Here is a 20,873-nt window from a genome sequence, read left to right as displayed (position 1 = left end):
AGTTAAATAAACGTAAACAATAATAACGCCAATTAAAGGCTAAGTCTGTAATATTAGTAGGATTACTGCGGTCTATGTCATCACAACATCATATTCAGACTGAATAACGTTATTCGCAAAATTAAGACACGTATTGAAGGACAAATACTATGCTCAACAAACAGACAATGATCAGTATAGAAGATGCACTGCCGGGTCGAGAGACTCCCATGCAAATCGATGATACCCATTTTGTAAATCAGTCGAGTTTAATCGCACAACCACAAGCTAACCAGCAACAGATCTTACTAGGTATGGGGTGCTTTTGGGGGGCTGAACGTCTGTTTTGGCAACTCGATGGCGTGCTATCAACATCGGTCGGTTACGCTGGCGGTCATACACCAAACCCAACTTACGAAGAAGTGTGCTCAGGCAAAACGGGCCATACCGAAGTAGTACGCGTGATATTTGATGAGCGCGTGATTTCTTTAGAACAATTACTGGCGGTATTCTGGGAAAAACACGATCCGACTCAAGGCATGCGCCAGGGTAACGACTTAGGAACTCAGTACCGCTCTGCGGTTTATACTTACTCGCAAGAACAACAAAATGCAGCAGAGAAATCGAAACTCCAATATCAACAAGCACTGCACGAAGAGCAGCGCTCGAGCATTACGACCGAAATTCAACCTGCTGGACCATACTACTTTGCAGAAACCTACCACCAGCAATACTTAGCAAAGAACCCTAACGGTTACTGCGGCTTAGGTGGTACAGGGATCTGTTTTCCACCTAGCCACGAAGAATAACAACGAAAAAGAGCGACGATAACGTCGCTCTTTTTGCAATTCTTACTTTTAAATTGGAAGAGATAAAATCGCTTGGTTTACTTCTCTAAAAATAGAAAGTTGTTGTGGATTTTTGACGTCAGGCAGTAACACTTTTCCATTATCAAAACGAAATTCACCCACACCTACAATTGAGAACTGACCTTTAAATAAAGTCTTAACAAAACGCGCCACCTGACGTGGACGATACACAGCAAACTCACGTAGCATAACTCACCTCAACATCCCTTTGAGAAAACACCAATTGCTCTTTCCTGGCAATCTTTATGCGCAATTTGCGACTGAGTTCATTTTAACAAATATCTTCATTATCGCAACTATTTTGCACGCCGTACGTTAAATAATTGTTATGAATGGTTCTACATTTTTATTCACTGTAAGTATATACTTGGAAAGTCTCGCAACCCATACGGAACATAACAATATGAAAACTAAGACTCTCCTCCCGATTTTGTTTGCTCTCACGCCAAGCTTAGCACTTGCTCATAACCTCTCCATGGGAGAAAGCGTCCCTACCGTTAAAGTTGATGCTTACGGGGAGATCGTCATGCAAGGTGAAGGGGTAGCCTACCAACCTTGGGCAACGCAACAAATGCTAGGTAAAGTCCGTGTCATTCATGCAATCGCTGGGCGCAGCAGTTCAAAAGCAATGAACGCGCCGCTAATGACCGCGCTAACTGAAGCGAAATTCCCAGAAGATGCTTACCAAACGACAACCATCATCAACCAAGATGATGCGGTTTGGGGTACCGGATCATTTGTAAAATCATCAGCACAAGACAGCAAACAAGAATTCCCTTGGTCATCAATGGTACTTGATGAAAATGGCGTGGTGGCAAACACTTGGGCTTTGCAAGAAGAGAGTTCTGCCATCGTAGTGCAAGATAAGCAAGGCAAGATCTTGTTCGTCAAAGAAGGCGCTCTAACCTCTGATGAAATCAACCAAGTACTTGGTTTGATCCAAAAAAACATCTAATAAGCCTCAGCTCCTTGTGGACAATAAGCAAGGGGCTCTTCCCTTTTTCTGAACGTAAGTTCTTATTTCACATAAGATAATTTCTTTAGTCGCAACAAAAGAGTGAACTTTTCGCGAAAATGAGTGTTATATTATAACACCAGGTATCGTTTCAGGCTTTAAGATGTCCCATCGCTGGCAAGTAACCACACATCATTGGCGTCGCACTGTTGTATTACTCAGTGTTGCGTTACTGCTTGCATGGAACTTTGCCACCATCGCACATCAACTTGATCTCATTCCAGAGCACCATAGCCATCATCATTGCCAGATGTTTACAGGCTCACATCATGGCCTGACTAAGACTCAACCAGAACTTCTCACCCCAACTTACCAGCGTTCGACCTATTCTAACTGTACCGAAACACAGTTTAACGTCAGTGATGTACGCTACACTGCACGTGCACCACCTATATTTGCCTAAACTTAAGAAGCCCCCTTACTAGAAATTAAACGGGTTGCTAACCCTATGATTTAAAAGCAACCACAACAAAACATTAAGCAAATTAGGAAAAGATAATGCCTTCTAAACACGCTCTAGCTCTTGTTATCGGCCTATCACTAACAGCAACTGCAAACGCAGAAGAATACCGTCAACACGAAGCGCATGTGCACGGTCTCGTTGAGTTCAATATTGCTCAAGATGGTAAAGACTTACTGATCGAAATTACTTCTCCGGGAGCAGACGTCGTTGGCTTTGAACACGCGCCTGAAAACGCAGAACAAGAAGCGGTTCTCAGCAATGCCGTTGCCGCTCTAAAAGGCACCGACAAACTGCTTGTTATCAACAAACAAGCGAAATGTGCGATAGAAGATGTTCACGTATCTCACACGCTTGGCCAAGACTCTCATGAAGGTCATGATCACCACGATCATGAAGGCCACGATCATAGTAAACATGACCACGAAGGGCATGATCACGACAAACATGACCATGACAAGCATAGCGGCCATGATCATGATGAACACGCACATGATGACCATCACGATCATGAAGGTCATGAGCATCACGACGAGCACGAAGGTCACGATCATGAACACGGTGGCCACGGTGAGTTCACGGCTCAATATCGCTACCACTGCGACTCAGTTGCTGACCTAAACAGCATTGATACCACTTGGTTCCAGCAGTTCCCGGCGACAGAATCTATCAGTGTGAACCTGTTCACTGACACGACTCAGTCTGCGACTAACCTAAGCAAAAACAACTCTAACATCGCAATTAAATAACTTATATGGCGTGTAAGTAATCACTTACACGCCATTGCTTTGGTGATTTACTATGACTGAAACCACGTCAAACGTTGTTGAGCTGAATAACGCCCAGTTTGTCTGGCCCGGCTCAGAAAACGCAACCATCCATATTCCACAACTACACATTACTCAAGGTGAGCATGTATTTATCAAAGGCCCGAGCGGCTGTGGTAAATCAACTCTGCTTGCTCTGTTAACAGGCATCAATACGCTCACATCAGGTTCGCTCTCGGTGTTAAATACCGATGTCGCGAGCCTACGAGCAAGTCAAAGAGACAAATTTCGTGCCGATCACATTGGCTATATCTTCCAACAGTTCAATTTGTTGCCTTATCTAAATGTGATTGAAAACGTCCTAATTCCATGCCAATTCAGCAAAATTCGCCGTAACCGTGTTGCACCAAATGCTTCAACAGCATTACTGGAAGAACAAGCGACAACACTGCTGGAGCGTTTACGTTTACCAAAAGAGCTGCATGACAAACCTGTTTCTGAGCTGAGTATTGGGCAGCAGCAACGTGTCGCAGCAGCACGAGCGCTGATCGGTCAACCTGAATTGGTGATCGCCGATGAGCCCACTTCGGCATTAGATCACGACAACCGCAAAGCATTTATTGAACTACTAATGGAACAAGCCAATCTTGCCAACGCCACGCTAGTATTTGTTAGCCATGACCCAACGCTAGAGTCTTTGTTTGACAGAACGCTTAATTTGCCTGAAATCAATCAAGCGCAAACCCTAGGAGCCGCATCATGAGTGCCGTTGTAAAGCTCGCTTGGAAAAGCCTGATGAATCGCAAAGCGACCGCCATACTCACCATCATGACGGTCGCAATTTCTGTTGTGCTGTTATTAGGAGTGGAACGTATTCGAACCCAAGCAAAAGACAGCTTCGCGAACACTATTTCTGGTACAGATTTGATTGTCGGAGGACGCTCGGGGCAAGTGAATCTGCTGCTGTACTCGGTATTCAGAATCGGCAATGCCACCAACAACATCGACTGGAAGAGTTACCAAGAGTTCGCAAACCACCACGCCGTAGACTGGACTATTCCAATCTCGTTGGGTGATTCGCACAAAGGCTTTCGAGTCATGGGAACCAACCACAGTTATTTCGAGCATTACAAATACGGAAGTAAGCAACCACTAACCTTCTCTGATGGCAAAGAATTCAATAACTTATTTGAAACCGTGCTTGGTTCTGACGTTGCGAAGCAACTCGGCTATAACATTGGCAGCAAAATCATCATTGCTCATGGCATCAGTGATGTTGGTTTTAGTCGTCACGATAATTTGCCATTTAAAGTAGTCGGTATTCTGGAGCCAACAGGTACGCCCGTCGATAAAACCGTTCATGTTTCACTCGAGGCAATTGAAGCCATTCACGTTGGTTGGGAAAGTGGCGCTCGCTTAGGACCAACGCCAAAAGCTGAAGACCTCAAAACCAAAGATTTCCAACCCAAGCAGATCACTGCCATGTTAGTCGGCTTGAAGTCACGCATTCAAACTTTTGCTCTACAAAGACAAATCAACACTTACCCGAAAGAGCCACTCAGCGCCATCATGCCGGGCGTAGCACTGCATGAATTGTGGGGTATGATGTCAGTCGCCGAGCAAGCACTAATGGCCGTATCAGGCTTTGTAGTCGTAGCGGGCTTGCTTGGGATGCTGAGTAGCCTACTAACAAGCTTACAAGAGCGCCGCCGTGAAATGGCAATACTACGTGCTATGGGCGCACGACCAAGACACGTATTTTCACTACTGATCAGTGAAGCTAGCTTGCTCACATTTGCTGGTATTCTTACAGGTATAGCGGGCTTGTATTCCATTCTTGCCCTCTTGCAACCGATAATCCAACAAAGCTATGGTATACACCTTACATTAACAGCGCTTTCCCCCTATGAGTGGCTGCTACTTGGCTTGGTACAATGTGCCGGTATTGTGATTGGCTTTATCCCAGCATTCCGCGCTTACCGACAATCGCTAAGTGATGGGATGACAATAAGGATCTAGTAAAAATGTGGAAAAAAATTCTCGCTAGCTGCTTGCTACTGATTTCGTTTACTGCGCCAGTCATGGCCAGTGATGAAGCTCTTACACTCGATTGGATTGATCTCGTACCAGAAGCTGAACGGAAAATGTTTGATAGTGTGGGGATGCCAGCCTCCGATCACAGTGGTGGTGCCGCTCAGCAGTCAAAGATTGGCAATGTTCGCCCGGAGCTGAACGGTAGTGAGGTGAAGATTCCAGGCTTCGTGATCCCTTTAGAAGGCGATGCGAATACGGTGACGGAATTCCTACTGGTGCCGTACTTTGGCGCTTGTATCCACGTGCCGCCACCACCACCAAACCAGATCATTTATGTAAAATTCCCGAAAGGTGCACCAGTTCAAGAGCTGTGGGATGTCATTTATGTGGTGGGGACCTTAAAAACCGAGACCATCAGCCACGAATTGGCAGAAACTGGTTACGTCATTGAAGGCACTGCGATCGAAGCCTACGATGACATGTAATATGTTTGCTTAATTGACTTAGTTGATTAACTGAATAGATACACCAAGGCGTCGTTTCGGCGCCTTTTTAATACCTGTTAGTTACACGATATAGCGAGACAAATACACTAATACACCAACATACAAAACCAAAAGCAGCGCTATCGACAGGTGTTTTCTCAGTTTGCTTGCGTCTGAATATTTCATCACCCCTCCAAAATAACGATAACAATTTTAACAACTCATTATCATTTTGAATAGTCCTTATTCTGTCAAAATCCGGACATGCCTCTCTGGTCGCACAACATTTATCGGTGTAAATTGAAAAAAGCATAAAACGCAAGTTCTTGGTAGGACACAGCACATGGCAGAATCAATCAAACAACCCGTCGTCATCGAACACGATTCAAGTACCTCAACTCATCAAGCACATGATAAGAAATCAAGCTATATCAAAGACAGTGCGAGTCGAGTTCAAACAATAGCGCAGACCTATGGCTTAGATGCGTTATTACAAAGCGATCCGCCTGCCAAGTCTGTAATAGAACGAGCCCAACTACGAGAGCAAAGACGACAAGAGCAAAGACAAAAGAATCTAGAACAGATATTAAAGCTTGCTCACACATCGTGTCGGGATGAGACCGCTGGTGATCCAGACCAAGATTGGTTATATCGCTTCTTCGATATGGCGCAAGATATACACAACGGTTCAATGCAAAAACTCTGGGCTCAAGTATTAAAACGTGAGGTAACTAACCCAGGTTCAACATCAATGAAAGCACTCAAAGTGCTGAAGGACATGACGCCTAAAGAAGCGCAAATTCTCCAACGAGCCTCTTCATTAGCCTGTAGTTTTGGCGGAGATAACAGCCGTAAACTACTTATTGGCTATAAAGCGCATGGCGGCATATTCAGTTTTGGCAAACGAGACACGACCAACAGCCTTAATATGGGCAGCTTCCAGCTCCCTTATTCGAGTTTGTTAGTGTTGATTGAACTGGGGCTGCTGCACAGCACCGAATTAGAGTCTGGAGAGATTGGCATTGAAACGCCGTTAATGCTCACCTATCAAGGCAAAAACTTGTCACTTCAGGTGAACACGAAAGGTGTGCGCCTGCTGTACTACCGTTTTACTCCAACAGGGAATGAGTTGTGTAAGCTGCTTGGTAACAAAACTAACAGCCAGTACTACGATCAAATGTTAGCCATTTTAAATCAGAAATTTAGCGTTCATAGTGAAGCAAAAACCACGGTAAACCACACCGTGTAGTACAGCAAAAAGAGCTTTTGGTTACCTATGTTCCAAAAGCTCTCTGAGCAGTACAGTGACCTTTTGGTCACCCATGATCCAAAAGCTTTTTTATCGGATCACGCCACGCTTCTTGAGGTCGACTAAACACAACTCCACCAACTCCTCGACACTCATCTCGCCTGCCGGTAAATCGATTTCTGGATTCGCTGGCGCTTGATACTCTGAATCAATCCCAGTGAAGTTTGGGATTTCACCTGCGCGAGCTTTTTTATACAAACCTTTTGGATCACGACTTTCACACACATCAAGAGAGGCGTTGACGAACACTTCAATAAACTCGCCTTCAGGCAGTAGATCACGCACCAATTGACGTTCAGCGCGGTGAGGAGAAATAAATGCCGACAGAACAATCAAACCAGCGTCTGCCATCAACTTGGCTAACTCACCAATACGACGAATGTTCTCTCTGCGGTCTTGTTCAGAAAAACCAAGATCACTACATAATCCGTGACGCACATTGTCGCCATCGAGTAAATAGGTGTGATAACCCAGTTCAGCTAAGCGATTTTCCAATGCACCCGCTACGGTGGATTTACCAGCGCCAGATAGCCCAGTAAACCAAAGTACCGCAGGCTGCTGCTTTTTTAATCCAGCACGAAACTGTTTATCAACCGAGTGCTGATGCCAAACGATGTTTTCATCTTTTACCGGAGTTTCGGCAGTCATAACGTATCCTTGTAAATTTACAGATTAAAACGGAAAGAAGACCGGAATCAGCGTCAGTACCAGCACTGAATATACAATGGAAATCGGCACGCCAATTCGCACGTAATCGGTCAATTTATAATTCCCTACGCTGTATACCAACAAATTGGTCTGGTATCCGTAAGGAGAGATAAAGCTGGCACTGGCGCCAAACAGCACCGCCATAATGAAAGGCATTGGGTCAACGCCATAGCCTACCGCCATACTGTAGCCAATAGGAAAAGACAGCGCTGCCGCGGCATTGTTGGTCACAAGTTCGGTCAACACTAAGGTCATGATATAAGTCGCCACCAGAGCCCCAAAGACCCCCCATCCATTGAAAGCTTCTATAAACATGTCACCCATTCGCACTGATAACCCAGAAGAGATCATCAGCTGTGCGATGGACAATGCCGATCCAACAATCACCACAATATCGATTGGAAAGCGGCGACGCAGTTCAGAGAGCTGAATCACCCCAAACGCCAATAGAGCAATTAGATAAGCCGCTAAACCTTTAATAATGGGTACTAACTCTAGCAGCGCAAACGCAATCACCGCAGCAAAACCAACAAGTACCAGTGCTGATTTATTGGCATCCAAACGCGCGCTGGAGTCTAAATCGTTAACTAATACAAACTCTTTGCGATGAGCACGACGCTCAGTTTCAAAGCGCTTACCAGGGACGAGCACTAACGTATCACCAGCGGCTAAGGTAATGTTTCCCAAGCCACCTTCGAGACGCTCATGACCACGACGAATCGCCACCACGACGGCATCGAAACGATCTCGGAAACGGCTCTCTTTCAGTGTTTTGTGGCAGAAAGTCGCCGATGAGCTCACCACTACTTCCATAAAATTCTGCCCATTGAGGTGTTGATGACCAAACAGCGTTAAACCAGGAATTTCCTGTAGAGTCGCCACGCTCTCTACATCACCACAAAACAGTAGTCGGTCTTTGGCATTGAGGACAAAATCAGGACCAACGGAAGGAACACTCACACCATCACGAACCACCTCGGCAAGAAACAGTTTTCTCAATGCGCGTAAATTATTTTCACTGATCGTGCGCCCTACTAGCGGAGAGCCTGGTTCAACTCGAGATTCAAGAAAATAAGGTAGGTCTTCTTGGCTTTGGTCATCATAATTTGGCAATAAATAACTGAGCGGAATAAGGATAAGCACCCCGCCCACCAGCACCGCAAGGCCAATAATGGTTGGAGTGAAGAAATTCAAGCTCGGTAGGCCGGCATCTTCGACAAAACTATTGATGATTAGATTGGTTGAAGTTCCTATTAACGTTAATGTGCCACCAAAAATCGCCGCATAGGAAAGTGGAATTAACAGTTTAGAAGGAGCGTGTTGCTGATTGCGTTTGATCGCCCCAATTAACGACACCACAACAGCGGTATTATTAGTAAAAGATGACAGCAATGCAGTAGAAAAACCCAGCTTGGCAATCACACTACCAAGGTTACCTTCAGAAATACTGCGACTGACCCAGCTAATTAGTAAGGTTTTTTCCAGTGCGCTTGATGCAAGAATTAATAGCACTAAGGTCAGAAGTGAAGAGTTGGTAAAGTTTGCCGCAATGGTATTGAGCTCTAACATGCCAGCCATAAATGCAATAAAGGCCGCACCGGCAAACACATAACTCGGTTTAAGTTTGGTTACGAGCAAACAAGTGATAATGCCAAGCAAAATCGCTAATACAAATCCTTGTTCCCACATAGCCTTTCCTTACCAACAAACCCGATTCGGGCATAACAACAACTGCTGCATACAAGATGAACTGAGTGACAAATTAGTTACTAGACAAAAAGTAAAGCAAGCGAAAAAGAACGCCAGAATGCTTGGTTTCTTGGGCTTCCTTGCATTCTGGGTCCGGGGGAAATCAGCCTGACGATATTCGCAATTCAATCAGGCTTTGTGAGCGAACTACTTCTTCAGTAGTTGGCTCAGGTCTTTAGCTTCCCAGTGTGGGAAGTGCTTACGAACCAGCGCGTTTAGCTCAAGCTCAAACGCAGAGACACCCGAAAAGTCACGCTCAACAGCCGCAAGGCTTTCTTTCACCATCCCAGCACCAACAGTAACGTTTGTTAAGCGGTCAATAATGATGAAGCCACCGGTGTCGGCACACGCTTGGTAGTTATCAATCGCCACAGATTCGTTGAATGACCATTCACATAGACCAATACCATTGAGAGGCAATTCCGGTGCGCTGTGGGTAGAAAGGTTATTGATGTCGTATTGATGGCGAATTACCTCAACATGACCAACCGTCTTTTTACCCGCAATCTTAATATCGTAATCACGACCCGGTTGCAGAGGTTGCTCAGTCATCCATACCACGTCTGCTAATAGATGATTTGTCGACTCAACTTGTGCGTTTTCTAACACAATCAAATCACCACGACTGATATCAATCTCATCATTCAATGTCAGTGTTACAGCTAAACCAGCTTGCGCCTCTTGTACATCACCATCAAAAGTAACAATACGTTCAACCGTTGATGTTTTGCCTGACGGCAGCGCTTTGATCGCATCACCTACTTTCACCGAACCCGATGAAATCGTGCCAGCAAAGCCACGGAAATCGAGGTTAGGACGATTCACATACTGAACAGGGAAGCGGAAGTCCCCCTCCTCCTTCTCTTGACCAACGTCCACATCCTCAAGTAGCTCAAGCAGAGATGGGCCTTCAAACCAGCTCAGGTTTTGCCCTTTCTCTACCACGTTGTCGCCTTCTAGTGCTGACAACGGAATAATTTGAATATCTGTCTCGCCTTCAAGGTTTTCTGAAAATCGTAGGTATTCATCACGAATTTCTTCAAAGCGTTCTTGCGAGTAATCCACCAAATCCATTTTGTTGATTGCCACTACAAAGTGTTTCAAGCCCAATAGGTTAGAAATGAATGAGTGGCGACGCGTCTGATCCAATACACCTTTACGTGCGTCAACAAGAATCACAGCTAAATCACAGGTCGATGCTCCTGTTGCCATGTTACGCGTGTACTGCTCATGCCCTGGCGTATCTGCAATGATGAACTTACGTTTCTGCGTCGAGAAGTAACGGTAAGCGACATCAATCGTGATGCCCTGCTCGCGCTCAGCTTGTAGGCCATCGACCAACAATGCTAAATCTGGCTTCTCACCCGTGGTGCCAACACGTTGGCTGTCTGAGTGAACCGCCGCTAGCTGATCTTCATAAATTTGCTTTGAGTCGTGGAGCAAACGGCCGATTAGGGTACTTTTACCATCATCTACCGAGCCACAAGTCAGGAATCTAAGCAAAGACTTGTACTGGTGTTGTGTTAAATAGCCTTCAATTCCAAGCTCGGCTAATTGAGCTTCAACTGCACTGTTCATTATCTTTCCTTAGATCCTTTAGAAATAGCCTTGACGCTTCTTAAGCTCCATCGATCCTGACTGATCGTGGTCGATCGCTCGCCCTTGGCGTTCACTTGAAGTTGCTACCAGCATCTCTTCAATAATACCCGTTAGCGTATTCGCCTCGGATTCAATCGCCCCCGTCAATGGGTAACAGCCAAGAGTACGGAAACGTACGCTTTTCTCTTCAATCACTTCACCTGGTTGAAGCTCCATACGATCATCATCAACCATGATCAGCATGCCATCACGCTCAACAACCGGGCGTTTATCTGCAAGGTACAGTGGCACGATTTCGATGTTCTCTAGATAGATGTATTGCCAGATATCCAGCTCAGTCCAGTTTGAAAGAGGGAATACGCGGATGCTCTCACCTTTATTTACTTGACCGTTGTATGTTTTCCAAAGCTCCGGACGTTGGTTTTTCGGATCCCAGGTATGGTTCTTATCGCGGAACGAGTAAACACGCTCTTTCGCACGTGACTTCTCTTCATCACGACGCGCACCACCGAATGCCGCATCAAACCCGTACTTGTTCAGAGCCTGCTTTAAACCTTGGGTTTTCATGATGTCAGTATGTTTAGAAGAGCCATGTACGAATGGGCTACAACCCATCGCAAGACCTTCTGGGTTCTTGTGAACCAAAAGCTCAAAGCCGTATTTCTCAGCGGTACGATCACGAAACTCGATCATCTCGCGAAACTTCCAATCCGTATCAACATGAAGTAACGGGAATGGAATTTTTCCTGGGTAAAAGGCTTTACGTGCAAGGTGCAGCATTACCGATGAGTCTTTACCAATCGAATACATCATGACTGGGTTATCAAACTCCGCAGCCACTTCGCGGATAATGTGAATACTCTCCGCTTCGAGCTGTTTAAGGTGAGTTAAACGTTGTTGATCCATGTTTGGTATTTCCTTTTAAGCTTGAAGGCTTGGTTAGTCCTTTATCTTTGGCTGGGGATTATAGGGAGCTGGCTATAGCACTTTTGTTGATTTCAGTACTAGAAGAAAACCAGTCTAATTTTTGAGACAGTGAAACCACCTCACCAATAACAATCAGAGATGGCGATTCTGCATTCTTAGCTAAATCAGATAGTTGAGATAACTTTCCAGTAAAAACTTGCTGGCGTATTTGCGTACCACGTTCAATAATTGCGATAGGCGTATTTCCATCTCTGCCATACCCAATAAGCTGTTGCTGAATATAGTTTGATTTCATCAAGCCCATATAAATTACAAGCGTCTGGTTTCCTCTCGCTAATGTCGACCAATCCATATCATCACTGTCCTCTTTGAGGTGACCAGTAACAAAAAGCGCGGATTGAGCAAAGTCACGATGCGTTAATGGAATCCCAGCGTAAGCAGTCGCGCCTGCTGCAGCGGTAATGCCTGGCACGACTTGGAAACGCACGCCGGCGTCTGCCAAGACTTCCAGCTCTTCACCACCACGGCCAAACACAAATGGATCTCCACCTTTGATGCGCACCACTTTGTAGCCTTGCTGAGCAAAATCCAGCAGCAGTTGGTTGGTCTTCTCTTGTGGCACACTGTGGTGACCAGCACGTTTACCTATGCACACTAAAATGGTTTCGCTTGGGATTAACGCCATGATCTCGTCAGACACTAGGTAGTCGTATAGCACAACGTCAGCTTGTTGCAGGCAGTTAAGCGCTTTAAGCGTTAATAGCTCTGGGTCGCCCGGACCGGCCCCCACCAGCGCTACTTCGCCTGGTTGTAGAGATTGCTTGCTAAAACGCGGAAGATCGGCAGCTTGGTTATTCGAAACCAGCCGAGGCTTATTGATTGGGAAAGTCGTTACTGAATCGTTCACTGCCATGTGCTTGCTCATCATCCATTGATATCGTTATGAACAGCATTATGGCGGGCTGGTTATATTACCTGAAATTCTAAAATTTCATTTTTTATTCAAAAAACTGCTAAGAAGCTTTGGTTTGGTCTCATTCGAATTTGTACAAACAACAAGCACGCTAGAATATTGTGAGGTAATTTCTCACCTGATTATCACAATTTTCTATCCTGCAATCGTTTAGTTACATAAAAGTTTGTTACAGTACGCCACACTTCCCTATCCCATTAAATTGGAGCACTTCATGAAAATGGCAGTTAATCCCGTATCCGTCGCAGTTTTAAGCGGTATGTTGACACTTGCAGGTCCAGCAATGGCTGACACCATCAAGCTACGTATTATCGAAACCACTGACATTCACACTAACGTGATGGATTACGATTACTACAAAGACCAACCTTCACAACAAATTGGTCTTAGCCGTGCAGCAACACTGGTTAAGCAAGCTCGTGAAGAAGCAGTGAACAGTGTTTTGGTCGACAATGGCGACTTGATTCAAGGCAGCCCGATGGGCGATTACATGGCAGCGAAAGGGATCAACGCTGGCGAAATTCACCCGGTTTACAAAGCGATGAACCAGTTGGATTATGATGTGGGTAACATTGGTAACCACGAATTCAACTACGGTCTTGAATTCCTGAAAAACTCTATCGACGGTGCAAACTTCCCTTATGTTAGTGCTAACGTTTTCGATAAGAAGACAGGCGAGCACTACTTCAAACCTTATCTAATTAAAACGCACACGTTCAAAGACACTGATGGTCAAAGCCACGAAATCAAAGTGGGTTACATCGGCTTTGTACCACCGCAAATCATGGTATGGGATAAGAAGAACCTAGAAGGTAAAGTCTTCGCTGAAGACATCACTGAGACAGCGAAAAAGCTGGTTCCTCAGATGAAGAAAGAAGGCGCAGATGTGATTGTGGCGATCCCACACTCGGGCATTTCGACTGACCCATACAAGCTAGGCGCTGAAAACTCGGTTTACTACCTCACAGAAGTTGAAGGCATTGATGCGATTGCCTTTGGTCACTCTCACGCCGTGTTCCCGGGTAAAGACTTTGCCAAACTGCAAGGCGTCGACAACGCGAAAGGCACAATTAATGGCGTAACCGCAGTGATGCCAGGTCGCTGGGGTAGCCACGTTGGCGTAATGGACTTGATGCTGAAAGAAAAAGACGGCAAGTGGCAAGTCGTTAAAGGTCAGTCCGAAGCGCGTCCTATCTTCGACAAAGCCAACAAGAAGTCTTTGGCTGAAGCTGATAAAGGCATTGTGGATGCGCTTGTCGAAGACCACAAAGGCACACGTGAATTCGTCAACCAGCCAATTGGTAAAGCAAATGACGTGATGTACAGCTTCCTAGCACTTGTACAAGATGACCCAACGATTCAAATCGTAAACCTAGCGCAGAAAGATTACGTGGAACGCTTTATCCAAGGCGACCCAGATCTTGCAGACATTCCAGTATTGAGCGCAGCAGCACCATTTAAAGTCGGCGGACGTAAAGACGATCCAAATGGTTTCACGGAAGTAGAATCCGGTCAGCTGACTTTCCGTAATGCCGCAGACCTTTACCTCTACCCGAACACACTGGTAGCGATGAAAGTCAAAGGCAAAGAAGTACACGAATGGCTAGAGTGCAGTGCGGGTCAGTTCAATCACATTGATGTCAACAGCACTAAGCCTCAGTCTTTGATTAACTGGGATAGCTTCCGTACGTACAACTTCGACGTGATTGATGGTGTGAGCTACCAAATCGATGTCACTCAACCACCGAAGTACGATGCGGATTGTAAAGTGATTAACGCAGATTCACAGCGTATCGTGAACCTGACTTACAACGGTAAACCGGTTGATCCGAAGCAAGACTTCATCATCGCAACCAATAACTACCGCGCCTACAGTGCGACCTTCCCAGGTACTGGTCCGGACTTCATCGCATTTGATGCTCCAGATGAGAACCGCTCAGTGGTTGCCGCTTACATCTCTCGCATCAGTAAAGAGCAAGGCGAAGTGACACCAAGCGCGGATAACAACTGGTCTTTCGCACCAATCAAATCGGATAACAAACTTGATGTTCGTTTTGAAACCTCACCAAGTGATAAAGCAACGCAGTTCATCAAAGAGAAAGGACAATACCCGATGAAACGTGTCGCAACTGACGAAGTTGGTTTCGCGATTTATCAAATCGACCTGAATAAATAGGTAGATTTGGCAATGATGCTAAGCGGCTCTCATGAGCCGCTTTTTTGTTGTTAGTAAAAACCGTTAGAATGAGGAAAACCGTTTTTGAGTTATCACATGCACAGCGATCTTTTTTCTGACTTAATCAATCATGGCTTCCTTGAAGATGAGGCGAATCAGCTTATTGAACACGGACAACAGCTTGAGCTGCCAACGCGCCATATTCTCAATCACCAAGGTGAGTTCAGCTCGCACATCTACTTTGTGTTAGAGGGCTTATGCCACGCCAGTTACCTGACAGACAAAGGGAAGGAGTTCAGTAAAGAATTCTATTGGGAAAAAGATTGGGTGATTGGCTTTGAAGGGCTTATCAAGAATCAGCCTTCGCCATATTTATTGGAAACACTGACGCCTTGCCATCTATTTTGCTTGCCAATTGAAGTGCTGCATCAATGGCGTGCAGAAAAACACCCTATCTATCTCAAGCTACTTGAATCTCAATTGATGTATAAAGAGAACAAAGAACGCTTTATGTTGCTTTATTCCCCAGAAGAGCGCTACCTGTTGTTTTGTCAGCATTATCCAGATCTGGAGCAACGCATTACCGATAGCCAGATTGCCGCTTACTTGGGGATTACCGCGATCAGTCTTAGCCGCATTAAGTCACGCTTAAAGAAAGGTAATGAATAAGGTCAGATAGACTGGAAAAGACAAAGGCGCTCAATGTCGAGCGCCTTTGTTTTAAGTGAAGTTCTGATTACTTGAGAATACGAGCTCGGAATTGACGACCTTTCATCTTTCCGTTGCTGATGGTTTGCAGCGCTTTCTTCGCCACAGACTTCTCTACCGCAACATAAGAGCGCATCGCCATCAACTGAATCTTACCTACTTGGGCCCCCGTAATACCGCCTTTGCCCGTTAAGCAACCTAGAATATCGCCAGCACGTACTTTCTGTTTCTTACCGCCATCGATGTTAATCGTCACCATCTTAGCTTGGTATGGCTGTTGGTTTGATTTTTCAGGCAATGTTGCTGGCATTACATCCATATCTAGGTACTCTTCGATACGAGCAACACGTAGGCCGTCTTTCTCACCAAAGAAACTGAACGCCAAACCTTTACTGCCCGCACGACCTGTACGACCGATACGGTGAACGTGTACTTCAGGATCACGAGATAACTCGAAGTTAAAAACTGCATCAAGGTTATCGACATCGAGGCCACGCGCCGCAACGTCTGTTGCAACAAGGATAGACACACTCTTGTTAGCAAACTGAACCAATGCTTGATCACGTTCACGCTGTTCTAGATCACCATGAAGATCAATAACACTGAAGCCCTTGTGATGCAGTTCATCCGCAACATTCTGTACTTCTTTCTTGGTATTACAGAACACCACCGCTGACTCTGGTTGGTGCGTCAGTAGCAAATTTGCTAGCGCTTCATCACGAGCTTCAGAACCTTCAACCTTGTAAAAGTACTGTGCAATGCTTGATGTATCATGTGTCGCTTCCACTTTGATCATCTCTGGTGATTGCATGATGCGCTGAGCAATCTGCTCAATTTTTTCAGGGAATGTTGCACTAAATAGTAGGGTTTGACGCTGTTTAGGCGCTGCATCAATGATCGCATCCAACGCATCTTGGAAGCCCATATCGAGCATACGGTCGGCTTCATCCAACACCAAGGTGTTTAACTCTTCAAGATTGATGCGGCCTTTATCTAAATGGTCAAGGATACGACCTGGTGTTCCCACTAGGATATGCGCACCATGCTCTAGCGAACCGATTTGCGGCCCCATTGGCATGCCGCCACATAAGGTTAGTACCTTGATATTGTGAATACCACGACCTAACGTACGGATCTCTTTCGCCACTTGATCAGCCAGCTCACGCGTTGGACACAATACCAAAGATTGCACACGGAAGCGCTTCACGTTCAAGTTGGATAATACGCCAAGGCCAAACGCCGCCGTTTTACCCGAGCCAGTTTTGCCCTGACCAATCACATCACGCTGATTCAAAATCGCAGGTAAGCTCAACGCTTGAATTGGCGTCATATGGGTGTAGTTCAATGATTCAAGCGTCTCGAGTAGCGCTGGATTAAGCCCTACTTGGTCAAAAGTTTGTTTGCTCACAGGGAAATATCCTCAGGTGGGATGAAAGAGAGGGCACATTATCGCCAGATTTATCGCGAAGACCAGTGAAAATTAACCATTGTTAATGAGTAATAGCAGAAAACGACGTAAAGTCAGCGGCATTGGCTCATTAATGGATATTGAAAATGATCAACTGGATTGCCCTACCTTTTTCTCAACTGACGACGACACAACTTTACGAGATGCTGCGCCTGCGCGTTGATGTCTTTGTGGTGGAGCAAACTTGCCCCTATCCGGAGCTAGACGGAAAAGATACGCTAGAAGGCGTTTATCACTTATTGGGTTACAAAGGCGATGAGCTGGTTGCCTGCGCTCGCTTATTACCTGCTGGTACCACTTACGATAATGTGAGTATCGGCCGTGTGGTAACCAAACAAAGCGCACGCGGTGGCGGCCTTGGGCATGAACTGCTTGAGCAAGCCTTACAACGTAGCCAACAACTTTGGGCAGGTCAAACGATAGATATCGGTGCCCAAGAGCATCTGATGGCTTTCTATGCGAGCCATGGCTTTGAGGTGATTTCCGAAAGCTACCTTGAAGATGGTATTCCTCACGTGGATATGCGTCGAGTAAGTTAAATGTCACCTTACCATCTGGCGTTACTCTTATTAGTTATCGGTAATTTGGCGGCATCGCTCTCAGATGTTGCCGTCAAACTGATTGAGGGCGGTATCAGTCCGTTCCAGTATATGTTTGTGCGCCAGTTGTTTTCATTGCTGCTCATCCTACCTTTTTACCTCAAACAACAACCGAATAAACGTAGCCTGAAGCAAGCACCTATTACCTTGTTACGCGCGCATCTTATACTGGTTGGCAGTGGTTGCATGATGGTTGCGGTGACTCACCTCCCTCTCGCTACTGCTAACGCCGTTTTTTACGCCGCACCAATTTTAATGCTGCCATTGTCAGCATTGTTTCTCAAAGAGCATCCACCGTTGAGTAAAATCTTACTCACTTGCTTTGGCTTCCTTGGCGTCTTAGTGGTGCTCAGACCAAATCATTTTCATTGGGCGGCTTTGTTTGCACTCGGCACGGCAACCACGCTGGCAATCTTTAATTTATTAGTAAGGAAACTGCCCAGCGAGCAATCGGTTGTAACCACGCTCTGGTGGACGACATTGTTCTCATTACCCGTTTCGGCGCTGTTGGCTGGATTTTATTGGCAGCCAATTAGTTACCAGGAGCTAGCATTAGTTATCATCAGTGCAGTCTGCATCTTAAGTTATAACGGCTTAGCGGTATTGGCGTATCAAAAAGCCCCAGCGGGAGAAATAGCCTTAGCAGAATACTCAGGTCTAGTGTTTGTGACGCTATTTGGGATATGGTGGTTTAATGAGATTCCTGATTGGCTTACCGCCTTCGGAATCTTGATGATCGTATTACCACTCTTTCCTTGGAAAAAGCCAAGAAAGCGAACGAGTAACCAGATACAAGATTAACTGGTACAAAAAAGGCGCGAATCATCGCGCCTTAGGAATGGACTGTTGTTTGTCGTTATTTATTACGACCAAATGTGCCATCAGATAAACGGAAGAACATCACCGACTCGCCACTCTTTTCGAGCTGCAACATATCCAATTTGCCATCATCAGCCAGTTTAAAGCGCACCAGTTGGCCTTGCTTGATTCGACTCAGAGGTTTATCGCTGCCTTCGATTTTGACCAAGGCGTTAAGGTCTGCCATCGACAGTTGGTTACTACGGAAAACCTGGGCCAGCGTATCACCATTTTTCACCGTGTACTCTTTCCACTGTTCCGATTTTGGTTCTGAGTTCTGCGCTGAGCGCTGTTCGCTTAAGCTTTGCGCGTTCAGTTGGATGGCAACACGTTGATTGTCTACCTGAGTGCTGTCAATTAGCTCTTCTGTATCTTTTGGTACTGGGATAAACAGAAGCACTAACACCACCGGCACTAACACCATCAGTGCACGTTGATGAAGTTTTGGAAGGCGAAACCAAAACTGAGTCACAGGCTCAATTCTTTCCTGCCACTTCTCTTTGTTAAACGGCTGCTTCCAATCGATAGCAGCGAGCTTTTGTTTCATCAATTCGACATGGTCGACTTGCTGCTTTTTCTTTCTGCGACGATTCATTCTGATGAGTCCCTTAATACTTCTAATCTCAGTATAAAAATACCAGCGCGGAGAGTATATGTTTTTCGCCAAAGTAAAATGTAATTTGGCGTAAATTAGCAGAAATTTCACTTGGAGTAAGAGATAAGTCACACCCTCTGCTCCAGAATGCGACATTCGAGCGCAATCATTTAAACCGAGGCTCGAACCTGATATCCTGTGCCTTTATCACTCCTAATAAGAGCGACATTCATGTCTGAAATTAAATTTGAAACTGCAGAACAGAAAGCTAGCTACGGTATTGGTCTGCAAATGGGTCAGCAACTAGCTGGTTCTGGTCTAGAAGGTCTTAGCGTTGACGCTATCGCTGCTGGTATTGCAACTGCACTAACTGGTGACATGCCATCTATCGAAATCGACGAGATCAACAACGCACTGCAAGAGCTACACACTCGTGCAGAAGCAGTTCGTCAAGAAGCAGCTAAAGCAGCAGCAGCTGACGGCGAAGCGTTCCTAAAAGACAACGCTCTACGTCCAGAAGTAAACGTTCTTGAGTCTGGTCTTCAGTACGAAATCATCACTGAAGGTACTGGTGAAATCCCAACAGCAGCATCTCAAGTACGTGTTCACTACCACGGTGAGCTAACTGACGGCACTGTATTCGACAGCTCTGTATCTCGCGGTCAACCTGCTGAGTTCCCAGTAACTGGCGTAATCAAAGGTTGGGTTGAAGCACTTCAACTAATGCCTGTTGGTTCTAAGTGGAAACTATACATCCCACAAGACCTAGCATACGGTGAGCGTGGCGCAGGTGCTGCTATCCCTCCATTTGCTGCTCTAGTATTCGAAGTAGAGCTACTAGACATCCTTTAATTTGGATTTTTAGCAAAGCTAATAACGGCGACACATTGTGTCGCCGTTTTTTTTGGATAATACTGAGACAAATTCTTAGAAAGAATGGTTAGCAGTAAGTAATAAGGAGATGATATGTATAAGAAAGTGGCTATTGCAGCACTTGCCAGTGTCGCATTGATGGGCTGTCAAAGCACATCGAAAGAGAACCAAGTAGGCGCTGACAGCGGCTATAGTGAAATTGCGAACGCGGCACTAATGGGAGCAGTTAAAGCTTGGTCAAAACAGGGGGCAGCAGATACTGACCTAGTTTCTGCCATTCAAAAAAGTACAAACGTGTCATCCGAACAAGCTATTGGTGGTGTAGGTTCACTATTGGCCTTAGCTCAGAGCTCTCTGGGTAATAATGAGGCTTCAGAATTAGCGGGACTAGTTCCAGGCTTTGACTCTCTACAGGCAAGTGGCCTGTCTGCTTTAATCGTAAACAACGAGACAGTAAAAGGTGCGTTCTCTGCTCTAGGTATGGACCCATCCCTGATTTCCACTTTTACTCCCCTAATCTTAAGTGCACTGCAAAGCCAAGGTGCAAGTTCTGGCCTACTCGATAGCCTAGGTGCTATCTGGAAATAAGCGAGAAGCGAGAAGCGAGAAGCGAGAAGCGAGAAGCGAGAAGCGAGAAGCGAGAAGCGAGAAGCGAGAAGCGAGAAGCGAGAAGCGAGAAGCGAGAAGCGAGAAGCGAGAAGCGAGAAGCGAGAAGCGAGAAG

At 45.7% G+C, this 20,873-nt stretch carries 22 protein-coding genes; 14 read left to right on the top strand and 8 right to left on the bottom strand.

Annotation, left to right across the window (positions count from 1 at the left end; all coding sequences use genetic code 11):
- The first annotated feature begins 149 nt into the window (after positions 1–149).
- On the top strand, positions 150–788 hold the full coding sequence (msrA, locus tag ACTS60_RS19640) for a peptide-methionine (S)-S-oxide reductase MsrA (RefSeq protein WP_440889629.1): 639 nt from the start codon (positions 150–152) through the stop codon (positions 786–788).
- A 48-nt stretch (positions 789–836) separates the two neighbouring features.
- Here msrA and ACTS60_RS19635 read toward each other — a convergent pair whose 3' ends face one another.
- Positions 837–1,037 (bottom strand): DUF1107 domain-containing protein, encoded by a 201-nt coding sequence (locus ACTS60_RS19635; RefSeq protein WP_440889628.1) that lies wholly within the window; start codon positions 1,035–1,037, stop codon positions 837–839.
- 214 nt (positions 1,038–1,251) lie between these two features.
- Between ACTS60_RS19635 and ACTS60_RS19630 the strand changes: the two genes are divergently transcribed.
- From ACTS60_RS19630 to ACTS60_RS19600, 7 genes are all read left to right on the top strand, one after another.
- Positions 1,252–1,803 (top strand): YtfJ family protein, encoded by a 552-nt coding sequence (locus ACTS60_RS19630; protein ID WP_440889627.1) that lies wholly within the window; start codon positions 1,252–1,254, stop codon positions 1,801–1,803.
- A 163-nt stretch (positions 1,804–1,966) separates the two neighbouring features.
- On the top strand, positions 1,967–2,266 hold the full coding sequence (locus ACTS60_RS19625) for a DUF2607 family protein (protein ID WP_440889626.1): 300 nt from the start codon (positions 1,967–1,969) through the stop codon (positions 2,264–2,266).
- 95 nt (positions 2,267–2,361) lie between these two features.
- Positions 2,362–3,072, top strand: a complete 711-nt coding sequence (gene zrgA / locus ACTS60_RS19620) for a zinc uptake protein ZrgA (protein WP_440889625.1) — start codon at positions 2,362–2,364, stop codon at positions 3,070–3,072.
- A gap of 52 nt (positions 3,073–3,124) precedes the next feature.
- A complete protein-coding gene (locus tag ACTS60_RS19615; protein ID WP_440889624.1) occupies positions 3,125–3,853 on the top strand; it encodes an ABC transporter ATP-binding protein in 729 nt (242 codons plus the stop codon).
- On the top strand, positions 3,850–5,109 hold the full coding sequence (locus ACTS60_RS19610; protein ID WP_440889623.1) for an ABC transporter permease: 1,260 nt from the start codon (positions 3,850–3,852) through the stop codon (positions 5,107–5,109). The genes ACTS60_RS19615 and ACTS60_RS19610 overlap by 4 nt, the downstream gene beginning before the upstream one ends.
- A gap of 5 nt (positions 5,110–5,114) precedes the next feature.
- Entirely contained in the window at positions 5,115–5,609 is a 495-nt protein-coding gene (locus tag ACTS60_RS19605) for a DUF3299 domain-containing protein (RefSeq protein WP_440889622.1), read from the top strand.
- 343 nt (positions 5,610–5,952) lie between these two features.
- Complete coding sequence (locus ACTS60_RS19600) at positions 5,953–6,858, top strand: TIGR03899 family protein (protein WP_440889621.1); 906 nt, start codon at positions 5,953–5,955, stop codon at positions 6,856–6,858.
- A 90-nt stretch (positions 6,859–6,948) separates the two neighbouring features.
- Here the strand turns inward: ACTS60_RS19600 and cysC are convergent, their stop codons facing one another.
- The 5 genes from cysC to cobA form a co-directional block, all read right to left on the bottom strand.
- Complete coding sequence (gene cysC, locus ACTS60_RS19595; RefSeq protein ID WP_440889620.1) at positions 6,949–7,566, bottom strand: adenylyl-sulfate kinase; 618 nt, start codon at positions 7,564–7,566, stop codon at positions 6,949–6,951.
- A gap of 24 nt (positions 7,567–7,590) precedes the next feature.
- Positions 7,591–9,315, bottom strand: a complete 1,725-nt coding sequence (locus ACTS60_RS19590; RefSeq protein WP_440889619.1) for an SLC13 family permease — start codon at positions 9,313–9,315, stop codon at positions 7,591–7,593.
- A gap of 207 nt (positions 9,316–9,522) precedes the next feature.
- The gene (gene cysN, locus ACTS60_RS19585) at positions 9,523–10,953 is read right to left on the bottom strand and encodes a sulfate adenylyltransferase subunit CysN (protein WP_440889618.1); all 1,431 of its coding nucleotides are present in this window, start codon (positions 10,951–10,953) and stop codon (positions 9,523–9,525) included.
- 18 nt (positions 10,954–10,971) lie between these two features.
- The gene (gene cysD / locus ACTS60_RS19580; protein ID WP_045460573.1) at positions 10,972–11,880 is read right to left on the bottom strand and encodes a sulfate adenylyltransferase subunit CysD; all 909 of its coding nucleotides are present in this window, start codon (positions 11,878–11,880) and stop codon (positions 10,972–10,974) included.
- Between the two features lie 58 nt (positions 11,881–11,938).
- Positions 11,939–12,814: a uroporphyrinogen-III C-methyltransferase gene (gene cobA / locus ACTS60_RS19575; protein WP_440889617.1), complete on the bottom strand. Its 876-nt coding sequence runs from the start codon at positions 12,812–12,814 to the stop codon at positions 11,939–11,941.
- A gap of 274 nt (positions 12,815–13,088) precedes the next feature.
- Here cobA and cpdB point away from each other — a divergent pair, with 274 nt between their 5' ends.
- Together cpdB and ACTS60_RS19565 are read left to right on the top strand one after the other, a co-directional pair.
- Positions 13,089–15,050, top strand: coding sequence for a 2',3'-cyclic-nucleotide 2'-phosphodiesterase (gene cpdB, locus ACTS60_RS19570; RefSeq protein ID WP_440889616.1), 1,962 nt, complete (start codon positions 13,089–13,091; stop codon positions 15,048–15,050).
- Between the two features lie 96 nt (positions 15,051–15,146).
- On the top strand, positions 15,147–15,719 hold the full coding sequence (locus ACTS60_RS19565; protein WP_440889615.1) for a Crp/Fnr family transcriptional regulator: 573 nt from the start codon (positions 15,147–15,149) through the stop codon (positions 15,717–15,719).
- A gap of 67 nt (positions 15,720–15,786) precedes the next feature.
- On the opposite strand, the gene dbpA is transcribed toward ACTS60_RS19565, so the two are convergent.
- A complete protein-coding gene (dbpA, locus tag ACTS60_RS19560) occupies positions 15,787–17,166 on the bottom strand; it encodes an ATP-dependent RNA helicase DbpA (protein ID WP_440889614.1) in 1,380 nt (459 codons plus the stop codon).
- A gap of 146 nt (positions 17,167–17,312) precedes the next feature.
- Between dbpA and ACTS60_RS19555 the strand changes: the two genes are divergently transcribed.
- Both ACTS60_RS19555 and ACTS60_RS19550 read left to right on the top strand, forming a co-directional pair.
- Complete coding sequence (locus ACTS60_RS19555; RefSeq protein WP_440889613.1) at positions 17,313–17,765, top strand: GNAT family N-acetyltransferase; 453 nt, start codon at positions 17,313–17,315, stop codon at positions 17,763–17,765.
- Positions 17,766–18,626, top strand: a complete 861-nt coding sequence (locus ACTS60_RS19550) for a DMT family transporter (protein ID WP_440889612.1) — start codon at positions 17,766–17,768, stop codon at positions 18,624–18,626. It abuts the gene before it with no gap.
- Positions 18,627–18,681: 55 nt separating this feature from the next.
- Here ACTS60_RS19550 and ACTS60_RS19545 read toward each other — a convergent pair whose 3' ends face one another.
- Positions 18,682–19,278 carry a LysM-like peptidoglycan-binding domain-containing protein gene (locus ACTS60_RS19545; protein ID WP_440889611.1) on the bottom strand — a complete coding sequence of 199 codons (597 nt, stop codon included), beginning with the start codon at positions 19,276–19,278 and terminating at the stop codon, positions 18,682–18,684.
- Between the two features lie 231 nt (positions 19,279–19,509).
- Here ACTS60_RS19545 and ACTS60_RS19540 point away from each other — a divergent pair, with 231 nt between their 5' ends.
- Complete coding sequence (locus ACTS60_RS19540; protein ID WP_005437303.1) at positions 19,510–20,130, top strand: FKBP-type peptidyl-prolyl cis-trans isomerase; 621 nt, start codon at positions 19,510–19,512, stop codon at positions 20,128–20,130.
- A 114-nt stretch (positions 20,131–20,244) separates the two neighbouring features.
- Positions 20,245–20,739: a DUF2780 domain-containing protein gene (locus tag ACTS60_RS19535; protein ID WP_440889610.1), complete on the top strand. Its 495-nt coding sequence runs from the start codon at positions 20,245–20,247 to the stop codon at positions 20,737–20,739.
- Positions 20,740–20,873 lie beyond the last annotated feature (134 nt).

The organism is Vibrio sp. WZ-1 (assembly GCF_052037695.1).
Lineage (GTDB): Bacteria > Pseudomonadota > Gammaproteobacteria > Enterobacterales > Vibrionaceae > Vibrio.
Note: the sequence above shows the minus strand (reverse complement) of the source record. Positions and strands in the feature narration are given on the sequence as shown.